The sequence below is a fragment of the Mycobacterium parmense genome, from assembly GCF_010730575.1.
In the GTDB taxonomy this organism is placed as follows: domain Bacteria; phylum Actinomycetota; class Actinomycetes; order Mycobacteriales; family Mycobacteriaceae; genus Mycobacterium; species Mycobacterium parmense.
Window position 1 is genome coordinate 3,098,654 of the sequence record NZ_AP022614.1, and the last position, 18,674, is coordinate 3,117,327.

Consider the following 18,674-nt stretch of genomic DNA (forward strand, 5'->3'; position numbering starts at 1 on the left):
AACTGCGACAGGCGCAGGCGCCGCGACAGCGGGGTCACGCGGTGGTCCGCTCGACGCGCAGCACGGCGATGTCGTCGGTGAGCCCACCGCGCGGCTGGGCGAGCTCCTGGGCTCCGTCGATGAGGGCGTCGACGAACGCCGGTCCGGCCAGGTGCGCGCGCGACCGCGCCAGCGCCAGCAGGCCGTCCTCGCCGAGGCGGCGGTTGCCCTCCCCCGAATACCCTTCGAAAAGCCCGTCGGTCAGCAGCAGCAGGCCGTAGCCCACCGGCAGGTGCAGCTCGTACAGCGGCCAGTCGTCAGCGCGCAGGCCCAGGGCCGGGCCGCCCGGCGGCTCGATCCACTCGACGGTTTGGCCGCCCTGCAGCAACATCCCCGGGTGGCCGGCGCGGATTGCGGTGATCGGGCAATCGTGCGGCGGGATCTCGAGGCCGAGCACCGTCGCGAACACCGCGGTGTCGCTGCGTTCCGAGTGCAGGACGCGCTCGAGCTGCCGCATCAGCTCCACGCCGCGGACGCCCGCGAGCGTGAGGGCGCGGAACGCGATCCGCAGGGCCGCGCCCAGCGCCGCCTCGTGCGGCCCGTGGCCCGCCACGTCCCCGATCAGGACGTGGACGATGCGGTCGGCCGTCTGGACGACGTCGTAGAAGTCGCCGCACAACAGCGCGTCCTCGCGGCTGGGCCGGTACCGCGCGACGATCTCGACGCCCGGGGAGTCCAGCAGCAGCGGCGACGGCAGCAGGCCGCGTTCCAGCAGCGCGTTCTCCCGGGCCCGCAGCTGGCTGGCGTGCAGGTCGGCGGCGATCAGCTCGGCGCGTTTGCGCTCGATCGCATACAGCAGCGCGCGCCGCAGCATCTCGGGTTCGACGCGCCCCTTGACCAGGTAGTCCTGGGCGCCGGCCGCGACGGCGGACGCCCCGAAGTACTCGTCGTTCAGACCGGTGAGCACCACGATCGGCACCGTGGCGTCGCGCTTGGCGATGCGGTCGAGCGCGTCGATCCCGTTGGCGTCGGGCAGGTGCAGGTCCAGCAGCACGCAGTCGGGACGTGCGGACGCCAGCTCGCGCTCGGCGTGCGCCATCGACTGCGCCCACACCACCCTGATGTCGGCGACCGCGTCGGCGATCAGGTCCTCCACCAGCACCGCGTCGGCGCGGTCGTCTTCGACGAGCAGCAGCGACAGCGACCGCCAGTTGGCGGCCGGGGTGACCGGAGCGCGCACGGGCATCAATTCCGGGTCATCCACGAGCCGGCGCGGGATTTCACGTTGTTCACTGTGAACCCCCTGGCCGCGGTCAGACCCTTGCTCCTCGGTGACGCCCCGACCGACCGGTGCGCCGACGCTGACTGTACGTGTGGCCTCACCACCCCGAATGGCCGCCGTGGCAAATCTTATGCGCTGCGGCTGTGGTTTCCTGAGAGGACGGGCCGACGGAGTCAGCGCAGCAGCGCCCGCGACATCACCACGCGCTGGATCTGGTTGGTGCCCTCGTAGATCTGCGTGATCTTGGCGTCGCGCATCATCCGCTCCACGGGGAAGTCGACGGTATAGCCCGCGCCGCCGAACAGCTGGACGGCGTCCGTGGTCACCTCCATCGCGACATCGGAGGCCCAGCACTTCGAGGCCGCGGAGATGAAGCCGAGGTGGGATTCACCCCGCTCCGCACGCGCTGCGGCGTGGTAGACCATCAGCCGGGCGGACTCGAGCTTCATCGCCATGTCGGCGAGCATGAACTGCACACCTTGGTTGTCGCTGATGGGGCGGCCGAACTGCTTGCGGTCCCGGGTGTAGGCGATGGCGGCGTCCACCGCGCCCTGCGCGATGCCCACCGCCTGGGCGCCGATCGTGGGCCGGGTGTGATCCAGGGTGGCCAGCGCGGTCTTGAAGCCCGTGCCCGGCTCGCCGACGATCCGGTCGCCGGGGATGCGGCAGTTCTCGAAGTACAGCTCGGTGGTCGGCGAGCCCTTGATTCCGAGCTTGCGCTCCTTGGGACCGATGGTGAAGCCCTCGTCGTCGAGGTGCACCATGAACGACGAGATGCCGTTGGCGCCCTTGTCCGGATCGGTGACCGCCATCACGGTGTACCAGGACGACTTGCCACCATTGGTGATCCAGCATTTGGAGCCGTTGAGGATCCAGTCGTCCCCGTCGGCCTTGGCGCGCGTACGCATCGAGGCCGCATCGCTGCCGGCCTCACGCTCGCTCAGCGCATACGACGCCATCGCCGAGCCGTCGGCGATGGAGGGCAGCACCTGCTTCTTCAGCTCCTCGGAGCCGCGCAGGATCAGCCCCATGGTGCCCAGTTTGTTCACCGCCGGGATCAGCGACGCCGACGCGTCGACGCGGGCGACCTCCTCGATCACGATGCACGCCGCCACCGAATCCGCGCCCTGCCCGCCGTATTCCTCGGGCACGTGTACAGCATTGAAGCCCGACGCGACCAGCGCGTCCAACGCCTCCTGCGGGAACCGAGAGTTCTCGTCGACATCGGCGGCGTGCGGAGCGATCTCCTTCTCCGCCAGCGCGCGGATCGCGGCCCGCAGCTCCTGGTGCTCCTCGGGCAACTGGAACAAATCAAATGTGGGGTTTCCGGCCCAACCAGCCATCTCGGCCTCCTCGTGCACTCCGCCGGACGATCCGGCTCCTCCGCCCGCTGCCGGCCCCCCACCGTTACCGGGCTACTGGCCGGTAACTTTACCGTGAAGTTCTTGTAGCGCCGCATCCTTGGCCCGCACGCTGTCGGCCAGCTCCCCCTGGAACGCGGCGATGCGGGCCCGCAGCGCCGGATCGGACGCACCCAGGATGCGCACCGCCAGCAGGCCGGCGTTGCGTCCGCCGCCGATCGACACCGTCGCGACCGGGACACCGGCGGGCATCTGCACGATCGACAGCAGCGAATCCAGGCCGTCCAGCCGGGCCAGCGGAACCGGGACGCCGATCACCGGCAGCGGTGTGGCCGCGGCGACCATCCCGGGCAGGTGCGCCGCGCCGCCCGCGCCGGCGATGATCACCTCGATGCCGCGGTCCGCTGCGGTCCGCGCGTAGTCGAACATCACCTCGGGGGTGCGGTGCGCCGAGACCACCCGGGCCTCGGCCGGCACGCCGAACTCGGCCAGCGCGACGGCGGCGTCGGACATCACCGACCAGTCGCTGTCGCTGCCCATGATCACCCCGACCCGGGCCTCAGTCATTGCGCCGCTCCTCCTCATCGCTTCGTTCTGCATCGTCGCCGGCGCGGTTCAGCCATGTGGGTCCCATCCGTCCATCCACTGCGCGTGCGACAACCAGTGTGCCGCCAGCTCGGCCCGTTTCCGAAGCGCCGCCAGCCCGTCGGGGTCCGCACCGAGAAAGTTCACGTGCCCGACCTTGCGGCCGGGTCGTTCGGCCTTGCCGTAAAGGTGGACCCGCGCGTCGGGCATCCGGGCGAACAGGTGGTGCAGCCGCTCGTCGGTGGGCATCGCGGGCTCATGCGGCGCCCCGAGCACGTTGGCCATCACGGTCACCGGGGCGAGGGCGGCCGTGTCGCCCAGCGGGTAGTCGAGCACCGCGCGCAGGTGCTGTTCGAACTGGCTGGTGCGCGAGCCGTCCATGGTCCAGTGCCCGGAGTTGTGCGGCCGCATCGCCAGCTCGTTGACCAGCAAGTCGCCCTCGGTGTTCTCGAACAGCTCGACCGCCAGCACCCCCACCACCCCGAGCTCGTCCGCCAGCCGCAACGCCAGCCGTTGCGCGGCCGACGCCACGTCGCCGGGCAGGCCGGGGGCCGGCGCGACCACCTGCACGCAGATGCCGTCGCGCTGCACCGTCTCGACCACCGGCCAGGCGGCGCCCTGCCCGAACGGCGACCGCGCCACCAGCGCCGACAGCTCGCGGCGCAGGTGCACCTGTTCCTCGGCCATCACCGGGATCCCCTCGGCGAGGAAGCCGGTCGCGATCTCGCGGGCGTGCAGCGGGTCACGCGCCATCCGCACCCCGCGCCCGTCGTAACCGCCGCGGATGGCTTTCACGACCACCGGGCCGGCTATGCGCCGCGCGAAGCCGTCGAGTTCGTCGACGCTTCGGATCTCGGCGAAGCGGGGCACCGCGGCGCCCAGCGCCTCGAGCCGTCGCCGCATCACCAGCTTGTCCTGGGCGTGCACCAGCGCCTGCGGCGGCGGTGCGACGTTGACGCCCTCGGCGACCAGCTTGTCGAGCAGCTCGGCCGGGACATGCTCGTGGTCGAAGGTCAGCACGTCGGCGCCGGCGGCGACCCGGCGCAGGTCCTCGAGGTCGGTGTGCGAACCGATCACCACGTCGGGGGTGACCTGAGCGGCCGACTCGTCGGCGGCGTTGGCGAGCACCCGCAGCGTCTGTCCCAGCGCGATCGCCGCCTGGTGGGTCATGCGGGCGAGCTGACCGCCGCCGACCATTGCGACGCGGGGGGCGAGGTTCGGGGCGACGGCGGGAGTGGGGCCGGGCGGGCGTTGACTCGACACGGCCATCATGGTGTCACGACGCCCCACGGCGTGTTGACCGGCGGCGACGCGAAATCGTTATGTACGATTTTGCGTCGATTTTGCGTCGATCCGTACACTGACGTGTTGTGTCCTTCGCCGACGCCACAATCGCGCGCATGCCCCGAGCCGTTCAGCCCTATTTGCTGCGCCACCACGAGCTGATCAAATTCGCGATCGTCGGCGGCACCACATTCATCATTGACTCCGCAATTTTCTACACGCTCAAGCTGACAATTCTCGAGTCCAAGCCGGTGACGGCGAAGGTCATCGCCGGAATCGTCGCGGTCATCGCCTCCTACGTGCTCAACCGGGAGTGGAGTTTCCGCGACCGCGGCGGCCGGGAACGTCACCACGAGGCGTTGCTGTTCTTCGCGTTCAGCGGCGTCGGGGTCCTGCTGAGCATGGCACCGTTGTGGTTCTCCAGCTACGTCATGCAGCTGCGCGAGCCGATGGTGTCGCTGACCGTGGAGAACATCGCCGACTTCATCTCGGCCTACATCATCGGCAACCTGCTGCAGATGGCGTTCCGGTTCTGGGCGTTCCGGCGCTGGGTGTTCCCCGACGAGTTCGCCCGCAACCCCGACAAGGCAATCGAGTCGGCCCTGACGGCCGGCGGCATCGCCGAGATCTTCGAGGACGAGATCGAGACCGGCAATGTCACGCTGCTGCGCTCCTGGCGCAACAAGGCGACCAGGGCCGGACGCGTCAATCAGCTGGGTGACTCCTCGGAGCCCAGGGTGTCGAAAACTTCGTGATATAGCAGCGCGTGCACATCGCGCAGGCGCGGAATGTCGTAGAACTCCAACGGATCCTGTGACGCCGACTCGATGATCAACGTCCCGGTGCGAAACATCCGCTCGAAAAGGCGGTCCCGGAATTCGACGCTGTTGATCCGAGCCAGCGGAATGTCTATTCCGGTGCGGGTCAGCACGCCGTGCCGGTACATCACCCGGCGGTTGGTGACCACGAAATGGGTGGTCACCCAGCTCACGAAGGGCCACAGAGTCAGCCAGCCGACAGCGACCAGCCAGATGCCCCAGATGACGCCGTGCACGACGTTCTTGGCGAGCTGTTCGAAGTGCGTCGAGTTGACAAACCCGGACGCGAACGACGCCAGCCCCGTTGCCAGGATGAGCACAACCGCGGGCCAGATCAGCCCCTTCCAGTGCGGGTGACGGTGCAGGACCACCTGCTCGCCGGCGGCCAGGGCGTTGTCCGGGTAGCTCACGCTGACAGACATTAGCCCTGATAGGGGTGCGCGCCCACTAGCGCAGGTGCACCACGTCGCCGGCCGAGACGACCACGGTCCGGCGCTCGGTGTCGATACACAGCCTGCCCTGGTCGTCGATGCCCGAGGCGGTCCCGACTATTTGCCTGCCGCCGGGCAGGTGGGCGCGCACGCGGGAGCCGATGGTCAGGCTGCGCGCCTGGTAGTCGGCCGCCAGCGCCCAGTCCGCCCCGCGTGCGGCGCGCCACGCCACGATCCGCCGGCCGAGCTCGGTCAGCAGGCCGGACACCAGCCGGCCGCGGTCGGGCACCGCGACGCCGAGATCGACCAGCGAGACGGGTCTGGTGGCCCCGTCGACCGCCTCCGGGGCCTCAAACACGTTGAGCCCCAAGCCGATCACCACCACCGGCCGCGCGACCTCGGCCAGGATGCCCGCCAGCTTGCCCGGCGCGTCGTGCGGGCCGGCCAGCACGTCGTTGGGCCACTTGAGTCCGGTCCGGACGCCGGTGACGGCATGGACCGCGTCGACCACCGCGACGCCGGCGGCCAACGACAGCCAGCCCCACCCCTCGGTGGGCACGTCGACGACGCTCACCGCGACCGACATAGTGATCTGGGTCCGCGGGCCCGACGACCAGCCCCGGCCGTGCCGTCCGCGCCCGGCGGTCTGGTGCTCGGCGATCAGCACGGCCCCGGCGACGTCGGCTCCCGACGCCGCCTGCGCCAGCAGGTCGGCGTTGGTGGAGCCGGTCTGTTCGACGACGTCGAGCCGGCGCCAGCCCAGCCCCGTACCGATCAGCTCCGCGCGCAGCGCGGCCCGGTCCAACGGTGCCGGAAGCCGCTCGTGGTCTGTCACCGGATCCAGCGTAGAACTCAGCGGCGCCGGTCCCGCATGTCCAGGGCGGCCAGGTGGCTGAACAACATGCTGGTCCCGATGGGATTTCCCCCGCCGGGATAGGCGGTGCCGCTCGGCGCGGCCATCGTGTTGCCCGCCGCGTACAGGCCGGGGATGGGATCACCGGACGCGTCGAGCACCCGCGCCGCGGTGTCGGTGCGCAGGCCGCCCTTGGTGCCGAGGTCGGACAGGCCGAACGCGGCGGCGTGATAGGGCGGGCGGTCGATGGCCACCAGGGGCGACGCGCCCCCGGAGAACGCGCGGTCGAACGCCTCGTCGCCCCGGCCGAAGTCCTCGTCGACGCCGGCGGCGGCAAAGCCGTTGAACCGGGCCACCGTGGCGGCCAGCCGCCCGGGCGGCACGCCGATCTTGGCGGCCAGTTCCTCGAGGGTGTCCGCCGTGTGCCACAGCCCGGCCGCGACGTACTTGGCGGTCTCCACGATGGGGACGTTGGCCGCCTGCACCGGCGGCACCTCGCCCTCCTTGTCGTCGTAGATCATCCAGTACGGCAACGTCATCGAGCCGTCTTGCACCCGCGCGATGATCTCGCGGCCGGCGCGGTCGTAGGCCCGGGACTCGTTGACGAAGCGGTCGCCGTCCTGGTTGACGAAGATGCCGCCGGTGAACCACAGCGCGAAGGCGGACCGGCCGTCGGGATGGGTCATCCCGGGCGACCACCAGGCCTGGTCGAGCAGGTCGGTGTCGCCCCCCGCGGCGATGCCGGCCTGCAGGGCCAGGCCCTGACTGCCCGGGCCACCCATGGTGTCTCGCGCGACGCCCGGTACGCCGTAGCGGCGCCGCAGCTCGTCGTTGCTCTCGAAGCCGCCGGCGGCCAGCAACACCCCCAGGCGGGCGCGGATCGCGCGGCGCTCGCCGCCGGTCGCCACGATGGCGCCCGTCACGGCCCCGTCGGACGTCACCAGCTCGACCAGGGCGGTCTCACGTCGCAACGACGCCGTCGCGTACTGCCCGATGGCCTTGAGGAACCGGGCGATCAGCGCGCGGCCCCCGACGTAGTAGTCGGCCGGCGGTTCGGCGCCGAGGCGGTCGGTGGCCAGCGGACCGCGGATGGCCTCGCGGAACTCCGGCGCGGCCGCCACCTTCAGCGGCTTGGCGGCGATGTGGCGCTGCCCGTCGTGCCGCGCCTTCGGGGCCTTGCCGTAGTAGTCGGGCCAGGGCAGCGGCACGAACTTGAGGTTCGGGTCGGCCTCGAGGTACTCGATGAGCGGCGCGCCGCCGCGGACGAACGTCTCCTGCAGGTCGCGGGGCGTGCGGTCGCCGACGACCGCGTGGTAGTAGGTGAGGGCATCCTCGATGGTGTCGTCGCTGCCCGCCCTGAGCAGCACCGGGTTGCAGGGGAACCACACGCCGCCCCCGCCGGAGTACGCGGTGGTGCCGCCGAATTTCGAGGTCGCTTCGACCAGGAGCACGTCGAGGCCCTCGCGCGCGGCGGTGTAGGCGCCGGTGACGCCGCCGCCGCCCGACCCGGCGACCAGCACGTCGTGCTCCTCGGACCAGTCGACCATGAGCGGAGACTACTTAAGGACTTGTTAAGGGCCTCCAACAGGTCGCGAGGTCCTGCCGATACCATCGACTCCCATGACAAGCGTTACCGACCGCTCGGACCACTCCGCGGAGCCCGCTGCAGAGCACACCGTCGACATCCACACCACCGCCGGCAAACTGGCCGAGCTGCACAAGCGACGGGAGGAGTCGCTGCATCCGGTGGGCGAGGAGGCCGTCGAGAAGGTCCACGCCAAGGGCAAGCTGACCGCCCGCGAGCGCATTTACGCGCTGCTGGACGAGGATTCGTTCGTCGAGCTCGACGCGCTGGCGCGGCACCGCAGCAAGAACTTCGGGCTGGAGAGCAACCGTCCGCTGGGCGACGGAGTGGTCACCGGCTACGGCACCATCGACGGCCGCGACGTCTGCATCTTCAGTCAGGACGCCACGGTGTTCGGCGGCAGCCTCGGCGAGGTGTACGGCGAGAAGATCGTCAAGGTCCAGGAGCTGGCGATCAAAACCGGCCGACCGCTGATCGGCATCAACGACGGCGCGGGCGCCCGCATCCAGGAGGGCGTCGTCTCGCTGGGCCTCTACAGCCGCATCTTCCGCAACAACATCGTGGCCTCGGGCGTCATCCCGCAGATCTCGCTGATCATGGGGGCGGCCGCCGGCGGGCACGTCTACTCCCCCGCGCTGACCGACTTCGTCGTGATGGTCGACCAGACCAGCCAGATGTTCATCACCGGGCCCGACGTCATCAAGACCGTCACCGGCGAGGACGTCACCATGGAGGAGCTCGGCGGGGCGCACACCCACATGGCCAAGTCGGGCACCGCGCACTACGTGGCGTCGGGCGAGCAGGACGCGTTCGACTGGGTCCGCGAGCTGCTGGGCTACCTGCCGCCCAACAACTTCACCGACGCGCCGCGCTTCGCCGAACCCGTGCCCGAGGGCGCGATCGAGGACAATCTGACCGCCGAGGACATCGAGCTGGACACGCTGATCCCCGACTCGCCCAACCAGCCCTACGACATGCACGAGGTGATCACCCGCATCCTCGACGAGGACGAGTTTTTGGAGATCCAGAACGGCTACGCCCAGAACATCGTCGTCGGCTTCGGCCGCATCGACGGCCGGCCGGTGGGCATCGTGGCCAACCAGCCGACGCACTTCGCCGGCTGCCTGGACATCAACGCCTCGGAGAAGGCAGCCCGGTTCGTGCGAACCTGCGATTGCTTCAACATCCCGATCGTGATGCTGGTCGACGTCCCCGGGTTTTTGCCGGGCACCGGCCAGGAGTACAACGGCATCATCCGGCGCGGCGCCAAGCTGCTGTTCGCCTACGGCGAGGCCACCGTCCCGAAGATCACCGTCATCACCCGCAAGGCCTACGGGGGGGCCTACTGCGTCATGGGTTCCAAGGACATGGGCTGCGACGTCAACATCGCCTGGCCGACCGCGCAGATCGCCGTGATGGGCGCCTCCGGCGCCGTCGGGTTCGTCTACCGGCAGCAGCTCAAGGAGGCCGCCGCCAACGGCGAGGACGTCGACACGCTGCGGCTCCAGCTGCAGCAGGAATACGAGGACACGCTGGTCAACCCGTACGTCGCCGCCGAGCGCGGCTACGTCGACGCGGTGATCCCGCCGTCGCACACACGCGGCTACATCGGTACGGCGCTGCGCCTGCTGGAGCGCAAGGTGGCGCACCTGCCCCCCAAGAAGCACGGCAACATTCCCCTGTGAGTCGAGTGAGCGGAGCGAACGCAGTGAGCGACGGGAACGAGACGAACGCAGTGAGCGACGGGAACGAGGCGAACGCAGTGAGCGACGGGATCGAGGCGAACCAGCCCCACCAGCCGCACATCCAGATCCTGAGCGGCAAGCCCACCGACCGGGACATCGCCGCGCTGGTCGTCGTCCTGGCCGGCGCCGGCCGCACACCCGAGCCGCCGCCGGCCGAGCGCACCCGCTGGGGGCTCCCGGCGGATCGGCTGCGTTACGCGGTGTCCAACTTCCAGCGACTCACGATGCAGCAACGCCTGCACATGCAGCACATGCAGCAGTGACCCGGCTGGTGCTGGGGTCGGCCTCGGCGGGCCGGCTCAAGGTGCTGCGCCAAGCCGGTGTCGATCCGCTGGTCGAAGTCTCCGGGGTCGACGAGGACGCGGTCATCGCGGCGGCCGGTCCGGACGCTCCGCCCGGCGAGGTGGTGGCCGCCCTGGCGGTGGCCAAGGCCGAGCAGGTGGCCGCGCGGCTCGACGGCGCCGTCTCGTCCGACTGCGCCGTCATCGGCTGCGACTCGATGCTGTCCATCGACGGCCGGCTGTGCGGCAAGCCCGAATCCGCCGATGCGGCCACAGCCCAGTGGCGCCTCATGGGCGGGCGGGCCGGCCGGCTGCACACCGGGCATTGCCTGTTGCGCCTCAACGACGGCGCGATCAGCCACCGCGTCGTCGAATCTGCTTGTACCACAGTGTATTTCGCGTCGCCCACGGACGCGGAGTTGCGGGCCTACGTCGCCCGCGGCGAGCCGCTGCGGGTGGCGGGCGGGTTCACCCTCGACGGGCTGGGCGGTTGGTTCGTCGAGCGGATCGAGGGCGACCCGTCCAACGTCATCGGCGTGAGCCTGCCGCTGCTGCGCTCGCTGCTGGGCCGGGTCGGGCTGTCGGTGCCCGAGCTGTGGGCGGCCAACGCCGGCGCCGGTCGCGAGACGTAATCCGCCGCGCCCGCCAGGCCGGGAGGGATCACCGTGCCGGACGCTGCCGCCGAAGCCGCGCGGTAGGCTCGTTTGGTGCCGCTACCCGCCGATCCGGACCCCGCACTCTCGGCCTACGCCCACCCCGAACGACTGGTCACCACCGACTGGCTGTCCGCCCACCTCGGCGCCCCCGGCCTGGTGATCGTCGAGTCCGACGAGGACGTCCTGCTCTACGACGTCGGCCACATCCCCGGCGCGGTCAAGATCGACTGGCACACCGATCTCAACGACCCGCGCGTGCGCGACTACATCGACGGCGAGCGGTTCGCCGAGCTGATGAACCGCAAGGGCATCGCCCGCGACGACACCGTCGTGATCTACGGCGACAAGAGCAACTGGTGGGCGGCCTACGCGCTGTGGGTCTTCACGCTTTTCGGCCACCCCGACGTGCGGCTGCTCAACGGCGGGCGTGACCTGTGGCTGGCCGAGGGCCGCGAGACCACCCTGGACGTGCCGACGAAGACGTCGTCCGGTTACCCGGTGGTCGCGCGCAACGACGGGCCGATCCGCGCCTACAAGGACGACGTGCTGGCCATCCTGGGCAGCCAGCCGCTGATCGACGTACGCTCGCCCGACGAGTACACCGGCAAGCGCACCCACATGCCGGAGTACCCCGAGGAGGGCGTGCTGCGCGGCGGCCACATCCCCACCGCCCGGTCCATCCCGTGGGCCAGGGCGGTCGACGAGAGTGGGCGTTTCCGCAGCCGCCCTGAGCTCGAAGAGCTCTACGACTTCATCGGACCGGACGACAAGACCGTCGTGTACTGCCGCATCGGCGAGCGGTCCAGCCACACCTGGTTCGTGCTCACGCACCTGCTCGGCAAGCCCGGGGTCCGCAACTACGACGGATCCTGGACGGAGTGGGGCAACACCGTGCGGGTGCCGATCGTCGGCGGCGAAAGCCCGGGAACCGTACCGGCCTGATGCCTCTCCCCGCGCCCCTTGCCGAGGTGGTGTCCGACTTCGCCGAAGTCGAGGGCCAGGACAAGCTGACGTTGCTTCTGGAGTTCGCCAACGAGCTCCCGGCGCTGCCGCCCGACCTCGAAGAGGCGGCCATGGAGCCGGTGCCCGAGTGCCAGACGCCGCTGTTCATGCACGTCGACGCCAGCGACCCCAACCGGGTGCGGCTGCACTTCAGCGCGCCGGCCGAGGCGCCGACCACCCGCGGCTTCGCCTCGATCCTGGCCGCCGGCCTCGACGGGCAGCCCGCCGCCGACATCCTGGAAGTGCCCGAGGATTTCTACACCGACCTGGGTCTGGCCGCGCTGATCAGCCCGCTGCGGCTGCGCGGAATGTCGGCGATGCTGTCCCGAATCAAGCGCACATTGCGCGAGACCTCCTGAAAACGCGCCAAATCCGGCACCGCCTCGAAGTCCCGACGGCGCGGCGCTTAGACTTCCTCGCAGTCGTAAGAAACTCTCTTAGAGAAGCCGCAACCAAGTCTGCAGATACGCCAAAGGAGGCGCAGTGGCTAGTCACGCCAGCTCGAGGATCTCCAAAGTGCTCGTCGCCAACCGCGGCGAAATCGCTGTCCGGGTGATCCGCGCAGCCCGCGATGCGGGCCTGCCCAGCGTGGCGGTGTATGCCGAGCCGGACGCCGACGCGCCGCACGTGCGCCTCGCCGACGAGGCCTTCGCCCTGGGCGGCCAGACTTCCGCGGAGTCCTACCTCGACATCGGCAAGCTGCTCGACGCGGCGGCCAAGTCGGGCGCCAATGCGGTCCACCCCGGCTACGGCTTCCTTTCCGAGAACGCCGATTTCGCGCAAGCGGTGCTCGACGCCGGCCTGATCTGGATCGGCCCCAGCCCGCAGTCCATCCGCGACCTCGGCGACAAGGTCACCGCCCGCCACATCGCCGCGCGCGCCCAGGCCCCACTGGTGCCCGGCACCCCCGACCCGGTCAAGGACGCCGACGAGGTGGTGGCCTTCGCCAAGGAATACGGCGTGCCGATCGCCATCAAGGCCGCCTTCGGCGGCGGCGGGCGCGGGATGAAGGTGGCCCGCACCCTCGAGGAGATCCCGGAGCTGTTCGAGTCGGCCACCCGGGAGGCCGTCGCGGCGTTCGGCCGCGGCGAATGCTTCGTCGAGCGCTACCTGGACAAGCCCCGCCACGTCGAGGCGCAGGTGATCGCCGACCAGCACGGCAACGTCATCGTCGCCGGCACCCGGGACTGTTCGCTGCAGCGCCGCTTCCAGAAGCTGGTCGAGGAGGCGCCCGCGCCGTTCCTGTCCGACGCGCAGCGCAAGGAGATCCACGAGTCGGCCAAGCGCATCTGCAAAGAGGCCCACTATTACGGCGCCGGGACCGTCGAGTACCTGGTCGGCCAGGACGGGCTGATCTCGTTCCTCGAGGTCAACACCCGACTGCAGGTCGAGCACCCGGTCACCGAGGAGACGGCGGGCATCGACCTGGTGCTGCAGCAGTTCAAGATCGCCAACGGCGAGAAGCTCGACCTCACCGAGGATCCGACGCCCCGCGGCCACGCCATCGAGTTCCGGATCAACGGCGAGGACGCCGGCCGCGGCTTCCTGCCCGCCCCGGGTCCGGTCACCCGCTACGACATCCCCACCGGTCCCGGCGTGCGGCTGGATTCCGGGGTCGAGGCCGGCTCGGTGATCGGCGGCCAGTTCGACTCGATGCTGTCCAAGCTGATCGTCTACGGCGCCACCCGCGAGGAGGCGTTGGCCCGCTCCCGCCGCGCCCTGGACGAGTTCCACGTCGAGGGGCTCGCCACGGTCATCCCGTTCCACCGCGCCGTGGTCCGGGACCCGGCGTTCATCGGTGACGACGACGGCTTCTCGGTGCACACCCGCTGGATCGAGACCGAGTGGAACAACACCGTCGAGCCGTTCACCGGCGGGGAGTCCATCGACGAGGAGGACACCCGGCCTCGGCAGAAGGTGGTCGTCGAGGTCGACGGCCGTCGGGTCGAGGTGTCGCTGCCCGGTGACCTCGCGATGTCCGGGGGCGCCGCCGACCCGGCCGGCGTGATCCGCAAGAAGCCCAAGCCGCGCAAGCGGGGCGCCCACGCGGGCGCGTCGGCCTCCGGCGACGCCGTGACCGCGCCCATGCAGGGCACCGTCGTCAAGGTCGCTGTCGAGGAGGGACAGCAGGTAGCCACCGGCGACCTCGTGGTGGTCCTCGAGGCGATGAAGATGGAGAATCCGGTCACCGCGCACAAGGACGGCACCATCACCGGCCTCGCGGTCGAAGCCGGCGCCGCCATCACCCAGGGGACTGTGCTCGCCGAGATCAAGTGATCCGCGGGCCAGGCTGAACGTTGTCGGCTGGGCCACACGCGGGTACTGTTCAATCAGGTTGAGTTCACAGCCGTCCGGATCACGTCGGGAGACGCGGCCGGGGGCTGAATTCCCGGGCCCCCCAGCGCCACCACTTCGGCGTCCTCCCCAGCACATCCTCCTCTTACGCAGGGAGTCGGCAATGTCTGTGGCCCAACCGCGGCAATACAGCCACACGGCGCAGTTCACCGCTCGATGGGACGCGTCCGGTGCCACCGTCATCACCGTCGACGGCGAGCTCGACGCCTCCAACGCCGATCAGCTGGCCGCCTACGTCCAACACGGCATCACCCGTTGCCGGCGGGTGGTGCTGGACCTTCGCGGCTTGAAATTCATTGGCACTGCTGGTTTTTCGGCATTGCACCGGATCAACGTGGTGTGTTCGGGCGCGCAGGCGCACTGGGCCATGGCGCCCAGCGCGGCGGTGGCCAGGTTGCTGCGCATCTGCGATCCCGACGGCACCCTGCCGGTGACGACACCGCGCGACGAGCCGTTGCTGGGGTCCAGGACCTTCGACGGCAGCGACGGCGAACCCGAAGCGCTACTCCAACTGGTCGCGGAGCCGCGCTAGCGACTTGGCCAGCAACCGGGAGACGTGCATCTGCGAAATGCCGACCCGCTCGGCGATCTGTGTCTGCGTCATCGACTCGAAGAACCTGAGCACCAACACCGCTCGCTCCCGCTCCGGCAGCGCCTCGAGCAGCGGGCGCAGCGACTCGCGGTCCTCGATCCGGTCGAGACCGGTGTCCACGTCGCCGAGGGTGTCGGCGATGGCGCGCGCCTCCTCTTCCTCGCTGCCGCCGCCGCTGTCGATGGACAGGGTGTTGTAAGAGCTGCCCGCCACCAGGCCCTCGACCACCTCGTCGCGGTCCATGTCGAGTTCGGCGGCGAGTTCGGTTGCGGTGGGCGCCCTTCCGAGCCGTTGGGACAGATCCGCGGTGGCGGTGCCCAGCCGCAGGTGCAATTCCTTGAGGCGCCGCGGAACCTTCACAGACCAACTGTTGTCGCGGAAGTGGCGGCGGACCTCGCCCATGATCGTGGGGACCGCGAACGAGACGAAGTCGGACCCGGTCTCGACGTCGAAGCGGACGACCGCGTTGACCAGTCCCACCCGCGCCACCTGGATCAGGTCGTCGCGCGGCTCGCCGCGGCCCTCGAACCGGCGGGCGATGTGGTCGGCCAGCGGCAGGCAGCGCTCGACGATCTTGTCCCGCTGACGCTGATATTCCATCGAACCGGCGGTGACGCCGGTCAGCTCACGGAACATCTCCGGGACATCGGCGTATTCGTTCGGGCGCGAAGCCGAACCGCCGGCAGCGCGCGATGTCACCTGCTGGAGGCCGCCCGTCGCGCCGTCAGCGTGATACCGAAGACGCTTCCGGTTTCGTCGGGTTCTCGACCGTCGTGGAACGTGCGCACGTCGTCGGCCAACGATGTCAGGACATGCCAACTGAAGCTGCCCGGCGACACCACGTCGTGGGTGTCACAGGCCGCGGACGCCTCGACCACCAATTTGTCGTCCTGCGGGTCGACCACCACAACGAGCGTCGCGTCCGGGGTGGCCGAGCGGATCAGCCGGGTGCACACCTCGTCGACCGCAAGCCGCAGGTCGGCCACCGCGTCGAAATCCAGGTCCGCGAAGGTGCCGATGGCACCCACCAGCGTGCGCAGCATGGCGAGGTTCTCCAGTCGGGCCGCGACGTGCAATTCGACGGCACGGCGGCCCCGTTGACGCTTGCTCACACGCAATCCCGTTTCGTTCATCTGGTCTCCCGGCGACGTTTGACTGACACTACTACTGCTCCGCAGCCCCTCATCGACCGTCGGCTCGAGCCGATTAGTCACGATGGCCGCCGGGTATTCCGCCCCACATGGACGGGATCGGCAACGGGACCGTGGGACCAGTGGAAACGACCGATCCGAAACGCGAGCGCCGGCTCACGCGCGTCGCGATCATCGCCGGAATCACGCTGGTGGTGCTGATGGTTTTGGCTGTAAGCATTTACGTCGGTGTTGTCGTGATCCTGGCCCCGATGGCGGGGTGACCACGCTAACGCGTCCTTTCGACTCTGGTCATGACTGACGGCCGTGACTCACGGCATGGTGCAGACGTGATACCCGTTCATCGTCGCCGGTAACCCCGCAATCGCGGCCCGGACGCGCGTGGGCAGTTTCGTCTAGGGCCCCAGTGGCGGTCCGGCGATCGGCGTGACGCCCATCGCCACCATCACCGCCATCAGCGTGAACAGCAACCAGCCGGCCCCGTGCCATCCCCACCAGGTGCCGCCGGCCTTCTAGACGCGGTAGGTGCGCAGGAACGCCCAGATGCCGGAGGCCAGGAGGATCAACGGCCCGCCGAGCGCCAGGATCGTGCGCTGCGGGGTACCGCAGGCCGCCGTGTCGGTGCCCGTCACCGGGCAGGTACTCACCCACAGCGCGGCCATCACCAGGAAGCCGACCGCCGCGCACCCCGCCAGGGCCGCGAAGCGGACGGCGGCGTGGACCTCGCGGTCTTCCCGCCCCAGGCGGTCACCGCCCGGTCTCTCGTGTGCTTTGTGCATCCGCGACCTCGACTCCCCTGGTTGTGGAACTCACCCGGTTCTGGAGCTTCACCCGGTTCTGAAACTCTCGTTTCTGGCCCCATCTTCTGCTCATCGTTCATCGCTCGCCGCATCGGATTGGTTACCACACCCGAGACGATCCCCCCGAGGGTGTCGCCTGGGCGCCGGCCGGAAACCGCGCAACGCCAACCGGCGCGGGGTGCGGTGCCGCCCCACAGCCCCGCGGGCGCAGGCCACTCGGACGGGCTCACGTTGTCTGCGGGCGCCGGGTCGGTAAAAATCGATCGGAACGGGTCCACAGTCTGGGACGGGTCGAGGCGGGGGTAAATGGATCTCTCGGTGCGCAGCACTATGCCGGAAGTCCTCGACGGCGAAACCGTCGACATCGCCGATTACCGGCGCTGCCTGAACGAACTCGCCGTCGTCAATCGCATCACCCTCACCCACCGCCCGTCATTGCACTGGCTGGCGCAGGCGACGAAAGGCTGGCCCGTCGGCGAGAAATTCTCGGTGCTCGACGTCGGTTACGGCGACGGCGATCTGTTGCGCGCCATTGCCCGGTGGGCGGACCGGCGCGGGCTCAAGGCCCAATTGACGGGAATCGACCTCAATCCGCGGAGCGCTCAGGCGGCCAGCGGCGCCACCCCGCCGGAAATGGATATCACCTACCTGACGGGTGACGTTTTTTCCTATACTCCGAGCGAGCCAGCGGATTTCATCGTGAGCTCGCAGTTCGCGCATCACCTCGGCGACGATGATATTGTCAAATTTCTCCACTGGCTCGAGACGAATTCCGTTTATGGCTGGCATGTCAGTGATCTCCATCGCCATTCGCTCGCATATCACAGCTTTCCCATTCTCGCTCGCTTGATGCGATGGCACGGCATTGTCCTCTCCGACGGGCTGGTGTCCATCGCCCGGAGTTTTCGCCGCCAGGACTGGGAGGAATACCTGGACAAAGCGGGGCTGGACGCGGAGATTTCCTGGTACGCATTCCGGTTCTGCGTGCGCCGGATGAAAAGGGAATGGAATTGATTATCCGGTGGCCATTCGCGCCGGCTATGTGAGCTCATTCACGCCGAACCCGCCGAACCCGTTGCCGGGCGCGGCAATCCGTCCCGGCGCCCTGAGCGCCGGCGCTTGGCCGCCGCTTTGTGGTGTCGCCCACGTTCTTCTCGGCGAAATGTGTCTGATAAACGAATTCCGAATTGCGACTTAGGCTCCGTGGGTACTATCTGACACATGCCAACAGCTAGGAGGCGGTTATCCCCCGAGGATCGACGCGCCGAGCTGCTCGCTTTGGGGGCGGAAGTCTTCGGCAAGCGGCCGTACGACGAGGTTCGAATCGACGAGATCGCCGAACGGGCCGGGGTTTCCCGTGCCCTGATGTATCACTACTTCCCCGACAAGCGGGCCTTCTTCGCCGCGGTCGTGCAGGACGAGGCCGACCGGCTGCACGAGGCCACCAACCAGTTGCCTCCTTCCGGCTTGACGCTGTTCGAAGAGGTCAAGATGGGCGTGCTGGCCTACATGGCCTACCAGCAGCTCCATCCCGAGTCGGCGTGGGCGGCCTACGTCGGCCTCGGCCGCTCGGATCCGGTCCTGCTGGGCGTCAGCGACGAGGCCAAGAACCGCCAGATGGAGCACATCATGTCGCGCGTCGGGGAGGTGCTGGCCTCCGCGGTGCCGGACTCGAAACTCGACAGCGACGTCGAGCGGGACCTGCGCGTGATCGTGCACGGCTGGCTGGCGTTCACCTTCGAGCTTTGCCGGCAGCGCATCATGGACCCGTCGACCGACGCCGACCGGATGGCCGACGCCTGTGCGAACGCCCTGCTGGACGCCATCGCGCGGCTCCCGGGAATCCCGGAGGAGCTGGAATACGCGATGACCCACGCGCGACTCCAGTGATTTTGTCGGTGCCGATCGGCACCA

General features: G+C 69.4%; 20 protein-coding genes and 1 pseudogene. 11 read left to right on the forward strand and 10 right to left on the reverse strand.

Features of this window, described 5'->3' with window-relative positions; all coding sequences use genetic code 11:
- Nucleotides 1-34 precede the first annotated feature (34 nt).
- The 4 genes from G6N48_RS14225 to G6N48_RS14240 all read right to left on the reverse strand — a co-directional run bounded on the left by G6N48_RS14225 (nucleotide 35) and on the right by G6N48_RS14240 (nucleotide 4,479).
- Nucleotides 35-1,225 (reverse strand): PP2C family protein-serine/threonine phosphatase, encoded by a 1,191-nt coding sequence (locus tag G6N48_RS14225; RefSeq protein ID WP_085270686.1) that lies wholly within the window; start codon nucleotides 1,223-1,225, stop codon nucleotides 35-37.
- Nucleotides 1,226-1,434: 209 nt separating this feature from the next.
- Nucleotides 1,435-2,604, reverse strand: a complete 1,170-nt coding sequence (locus tag G6N48_RS14230; protein WP_085270685.1) for an acyl-CoA dehydrogenase — start codon at nucleotides 2,602-2,604, stop codon at nucleotides 1,435-1,437.
- A 72-nt stretch (nucleotides 2,605-2,676) separates the two neighbouring features.
- Nucleotides 2,677-3,189 (reverse strand): 5-(carboxyamino)imidazole ribonucleotide mutase, encoded by a 513-nt coding sequence (gene purE / locus G6N48_RS14235; protein WP_139825906.1) that lies wholly within the window; start codon nucleotides 3,187-3,189, stop codon nucleotides 2,677-2,679.
- Between the two features lie 48 nt (nucleotides 3,190-3,237).
- Nucleotides 3,238-4,479, reverse strand: coding sequence for a 5-(carboxyamino)imidazole ribonucleotide synthase (locus G6N48_RS14240; protein ID WP_085270660.1), 1,242 nt, complete (start codon nucleotides 4,477-4,479; stop codon nucleotides 3,238-3,240).
- A 98-nt stretch (nucleotides 4,480-4,577) separates the two neighbouring features.
- Between G6N48_RS14240 and G6N48_RS14245 the strand changes: the two genes are divergently transcribed.
- A complete protein-coding gene (locus tag G6N48_RS14245; RefSeq protein WP_085270659.1) occupies nucleotides 4,578-5,246 on the forward strand; it encodes a GtrA family protein in 669 nt (222 codons plus the stop codon).
- Here G6N48_RS14245 and G6N48_RS14250 read toward each other — a convergent pair.
- Genes G6N48_RS14250 through G6N48_RS14260 form a run of 3 tightly spaced genes read right to left on the reverse strand, consistent with a single transcriptional unit; the run spans nucleotide 5,201 to nucleotide 8,140 of the window.
- Nucleotides 5,201-5,719, reverse strand: a complete 519-nt coding sequence (locus tag G6N48_RS14250) for a PH domain-containing protein (protein ID WP_085270658.1) — start codon at nucleotides 5,717-5,719, stop codon at nucleotides 5,201-5,203. The genes G6N48_RS14245 and G6N48_RS14250 overlap by 46 nt on opposite strands.
- 37 nt (nucleotides 5,720-5,756) lie before the next feature.
- The gene (locus tag G6N48_RS14255; protein ID WP_085270657.1) at nucleotides 5,757-6,575 is read right to left on the reverse strand and encodes a biotin--[acetyl-CoA-carboxylase] ligase; all 819 of its coding nucleotides are present in this window, start codon (nucleotides 6,573-6,575) and stop codon (nucleotides 5,757-5,759) included.
- A gap of 17 nt (nucleotides 6,576-6,592) precedes the next feature.
- On the reverse strand, nucleotides 6,593-8,140 hold the full coding sequence (locus G6N48_RS14260; RefSeq protein WP_085270656.1) for an FAD-binding protein: 1,548 nt from the start codon (nucleotides 8,138-8,140) through the stop codon (nucleotides 6,593-6,595).
- Nucleotides 8,141-8,213: 73 nt separating this feature from the next.
- On the opposite strand from G6N48_RS14260, the gene G6N48_RS14265 reads away from it, so the two are divergent.
- From G6N48_RS14265 to G6N48_RS14295, 7 genes are all read left to right on the forward strand, one after another.
- A complete protein-coding gene (locus G6N48_RS14265) occupies nucleotides 8,214-9,863 on the forward strand; it encodes an acyl-CoA carboxylase subunit beta (protein ID WP_085270655.1) in 1,650 nt (549 codons plus the stop codon).
- Nucleotides 9,864-9,940: 77 nt separating this feature from the next.
- The gene (locus G6N48_RS14270; RefSeq protein WP_232066627.1) at nucleotides 9,941-10,186 is read left to right on the forward strand and encodes an acyl-CoA carboxylase subunit epsilon; all 246 of its coding nucleotides are present in this window, start codon (nucleotides 9,941-9,943) and stop codon (nucleotides 10,184-10,186) included.
- Nucleotides 10,183-10,836, forward strand: coding sequence for a Maf family protein (locus tag G6N48_RS14275; RefSeq protein WP_085270653.1), 654 nt, complete (start codon nucleotides 10,183-10,185; stop codon nucleotides 10,834-10,836). Before G6N48_RS14270 ends, G6N48_RS14275 begins: the two co-directional genes overlap by 4 nt.
- Before the next feature lie 75 nt (nucleotides 10,837-10,911).
- A complete protein-coding gene (locus G6N48_RS14280; protein ID WP_085270652.1) occupies nucleotides 10,912-11,802 on the forward strand; it encodes a sulfurtransferase in 891 nt (296 codons plus the stop codon).
- On the forward strand, nucleotides 11,802-12,221 hold the full coding sequence (locus tag G6N48_RS14285) for a cysteine desulfuration protein SufE (RefSeq protein WP_085270651.1): 420 nt from the start codon (nucleotides 11,802-11,804) through the stop codon (nucleotides 12,219-12,221). The genes G6N48_RS14280 and G6N48_RS14285 overlap by 1 nt, the downstream gene beginning before the upstream one ends.
- Before the next feature lie 124 nt (nucleotides 12,222-12,345).
- A complete protein-coding gene (locus G6N48_RS14290) occupies nucleotides 12,346-14,139 on the forward strand; it encodes an acetyl/propionyl/methylcrotonyl-CoA carboxylase subunit alpha (RefSeq protein WP_085270650.1) in 1,794 nt (597 codons plus the stop codon).
- 181 nt (nucleotides 14,140-14,320) lie between these two features.
- Entirely contained in the window at nucleotides 14,321-14,749 is a 429-nt protein-coding gene (locus G6N48_RS14295) for an STAS domain-containing protein (RefSeq protein WP_085270649.1), read from the forward strand.
- Here the strand turns inward: G6N48_RS14295 and G6N48_RS14300 are convergent.
- On the reverse strand, nucleotides 14,720-15,508 hold the full coding sequence (locus G6N48_RS14300) for an RNA polymerase sigma factor SigF (RefSeq protein WP_085270648.1): 789 nt from the start codon (nucleotides 15,506-15,508) through the stop codon (nucleotides 14,720-14,722). The genes G6N48_RS14295 and G6N48_RS14300 overlap by 30 nt on opposite strands.
- Complete coding sequence (locus G6N48_RS14305; RefSeq protein ID WP_085270647.1) at nucleotides 15,505-15,942, reverse strand: ATP-binding protein; 438 nt, start codon at nucleotides 15,940-15,942, stop codon at nucleotides 15,505-15,507. The genes G6N48_RS14300 and G6N48_RS14305 overlap by 4 nt, the downstream gene beginning before the upstream one ends.
- Nucleotides 15,943-16,082: 140 nt before the next feature.
- Here G6N48_RS14305 and G6N48_RS14310 point away from each other — a divergent pair, with 140 nt between their 5' ends.
- Complete coding sequence (locus tag G6N48_RS14310; RefSeq protein WP_163670751.1) at nucleotides 16,083-16,223, forward strand: hypothetical protein; 141 nt, start codon at nucleotides 16,083-16,085, stop codon at nucleotides 16,221-16,223.
- 132 nt (nucleotides 16,224-16,355) lie between these two features.
- On the opposite strand, the pseudogene G6N48_RS14315 reads toward G6N48_RS14310, so the two are convergent.
- Nucleotides 16,356-16,739: pseudogene (locus tag G6N48_RS14315) on the reverse strand (hypothetical protein).
- A 327-nt stretch (nucleotides 16,740-17,066) separates the two neighbouring features.
- Between G6N48_RS14315 and G6N48_RS14320 the strand changes: the two are divergent.
- Together G6N48_RS14320 and G6N48_RS14325 are read left to right on the forward strand one after the other, a co-directional pair.
- Nucleotides 17,067-17,774 (forward strand): methyltransferase domain-containing protein, encoded by a 708-nt coding sequence (locus G6N48_RS14320; protein WP_085270646.1) that lies wholly within the window; start codon nucleotides 17,067-17,069, stop codon nucleotides 17,772-17,774.
- A gap of 207 nt (nucleotides 17,775-17,981) precedes the next feature.
- Nucleotides 17,982-18,650 carry a TetR/AcrR family transcriptional regulator gene (locus G6N48_RS14325; protein WP_085270645.1) on the forward strand — a complete coding sequence of 223 codons (669 nt, stop codon included), beginning with the start codon at nucleotides 17,982-17,984 and terminating at the stop codon, nucleotides 18,648-18,650.
- Nucleotides 18,651-18,674: the final 24 nt, after the last annotated feature.

What these genes read in the sequence shown, in the direction of transcription:
- G6N48_RS14230 (WP_085270685.1), bottom strand. Translation starts at nt 2,604, where the DNA reads ATGGCTGGTTGGGCCGGAAACCCCACATTTGATTTGTTCCAGTTGCCC.
- G6N48_RS14325 (WP_085270645.1), top strand. Translation starts at nt 17,982, where the DNA reads ATGCCAACAGCTAGGAGGCGGTTATCCCCCGAGGATCGACGCGCCGAG.
- G6N48_RS14265 (WP_085270655.1), top strand. Translation starts at nt 8,214, where the DNA reads ATGACAAGCGTTACCGACCGCTCGGACCACTCCGCGGAGCCCGCTGCA.
- purE (WP_139825906.1), bottom strand. Translation starts at nt 3,189, where the DNA reads ATGACTGAGGCCCGGGTCGGGGTGATCATGGGCAGCGACAGCGACTGG.
- G6N48_RS14305 (WP_085270647.1), bottom strand. Translation starts at nt 15,942, where the DNA reads ATGAACGAAACGGGATTGCGTGTGAGCAAGCGTCAACGGGGCCGCCGT.
- G6N48_RS14320 (WP_085270646.1), top strand. Translation starts at nt 17,067, where the DNA reads ATGGATCTCTCGGTGCGCAGCACTATGCCGGAAGTCCTCGACGGCGAA.
- G6N48_RS14295 (WP_085270649.1), top strand. Translation starts at nt 14,321, where the DNA reads ATGTCTGTGGCCCAACCGCGGCAATACAGCCACACGGCGCAGTTCACC.
- G6N48_RS14285 (WP_085270651.1), top strand. Translation starts at nt 11,802, where the DNA reads ATGCCTCTCCCCGCGCCCCTTGCCGAGGTGGTGTCCGACTTCGCCGAA.
- G6N48_RS14225 (WP_085270686.1), bottom strand. Translation starts at nt 1,225, where the DNA reads ATGCCCGTGCGCGCTCCGGTCACCCCGGCCGCCAACTGGCGGTCGCTG.
- G6N48_RS14240 (WP_085270660.1), bottom strand. Translation starts at nt 4,479, where the DNA reads ATGATGGCCGTGTCGAGTCAACGCCCGCCCGGCCCCACTCCCGCCGTC.
- G6N48_RS14260 (WP_085270656.1), bottom strand. Translation starts at nt 8,140, where the DNA reads ATGGTCGACTGGTCCGAGGAGCACGACGTGCTGGTCGCCGGGTCGGGC.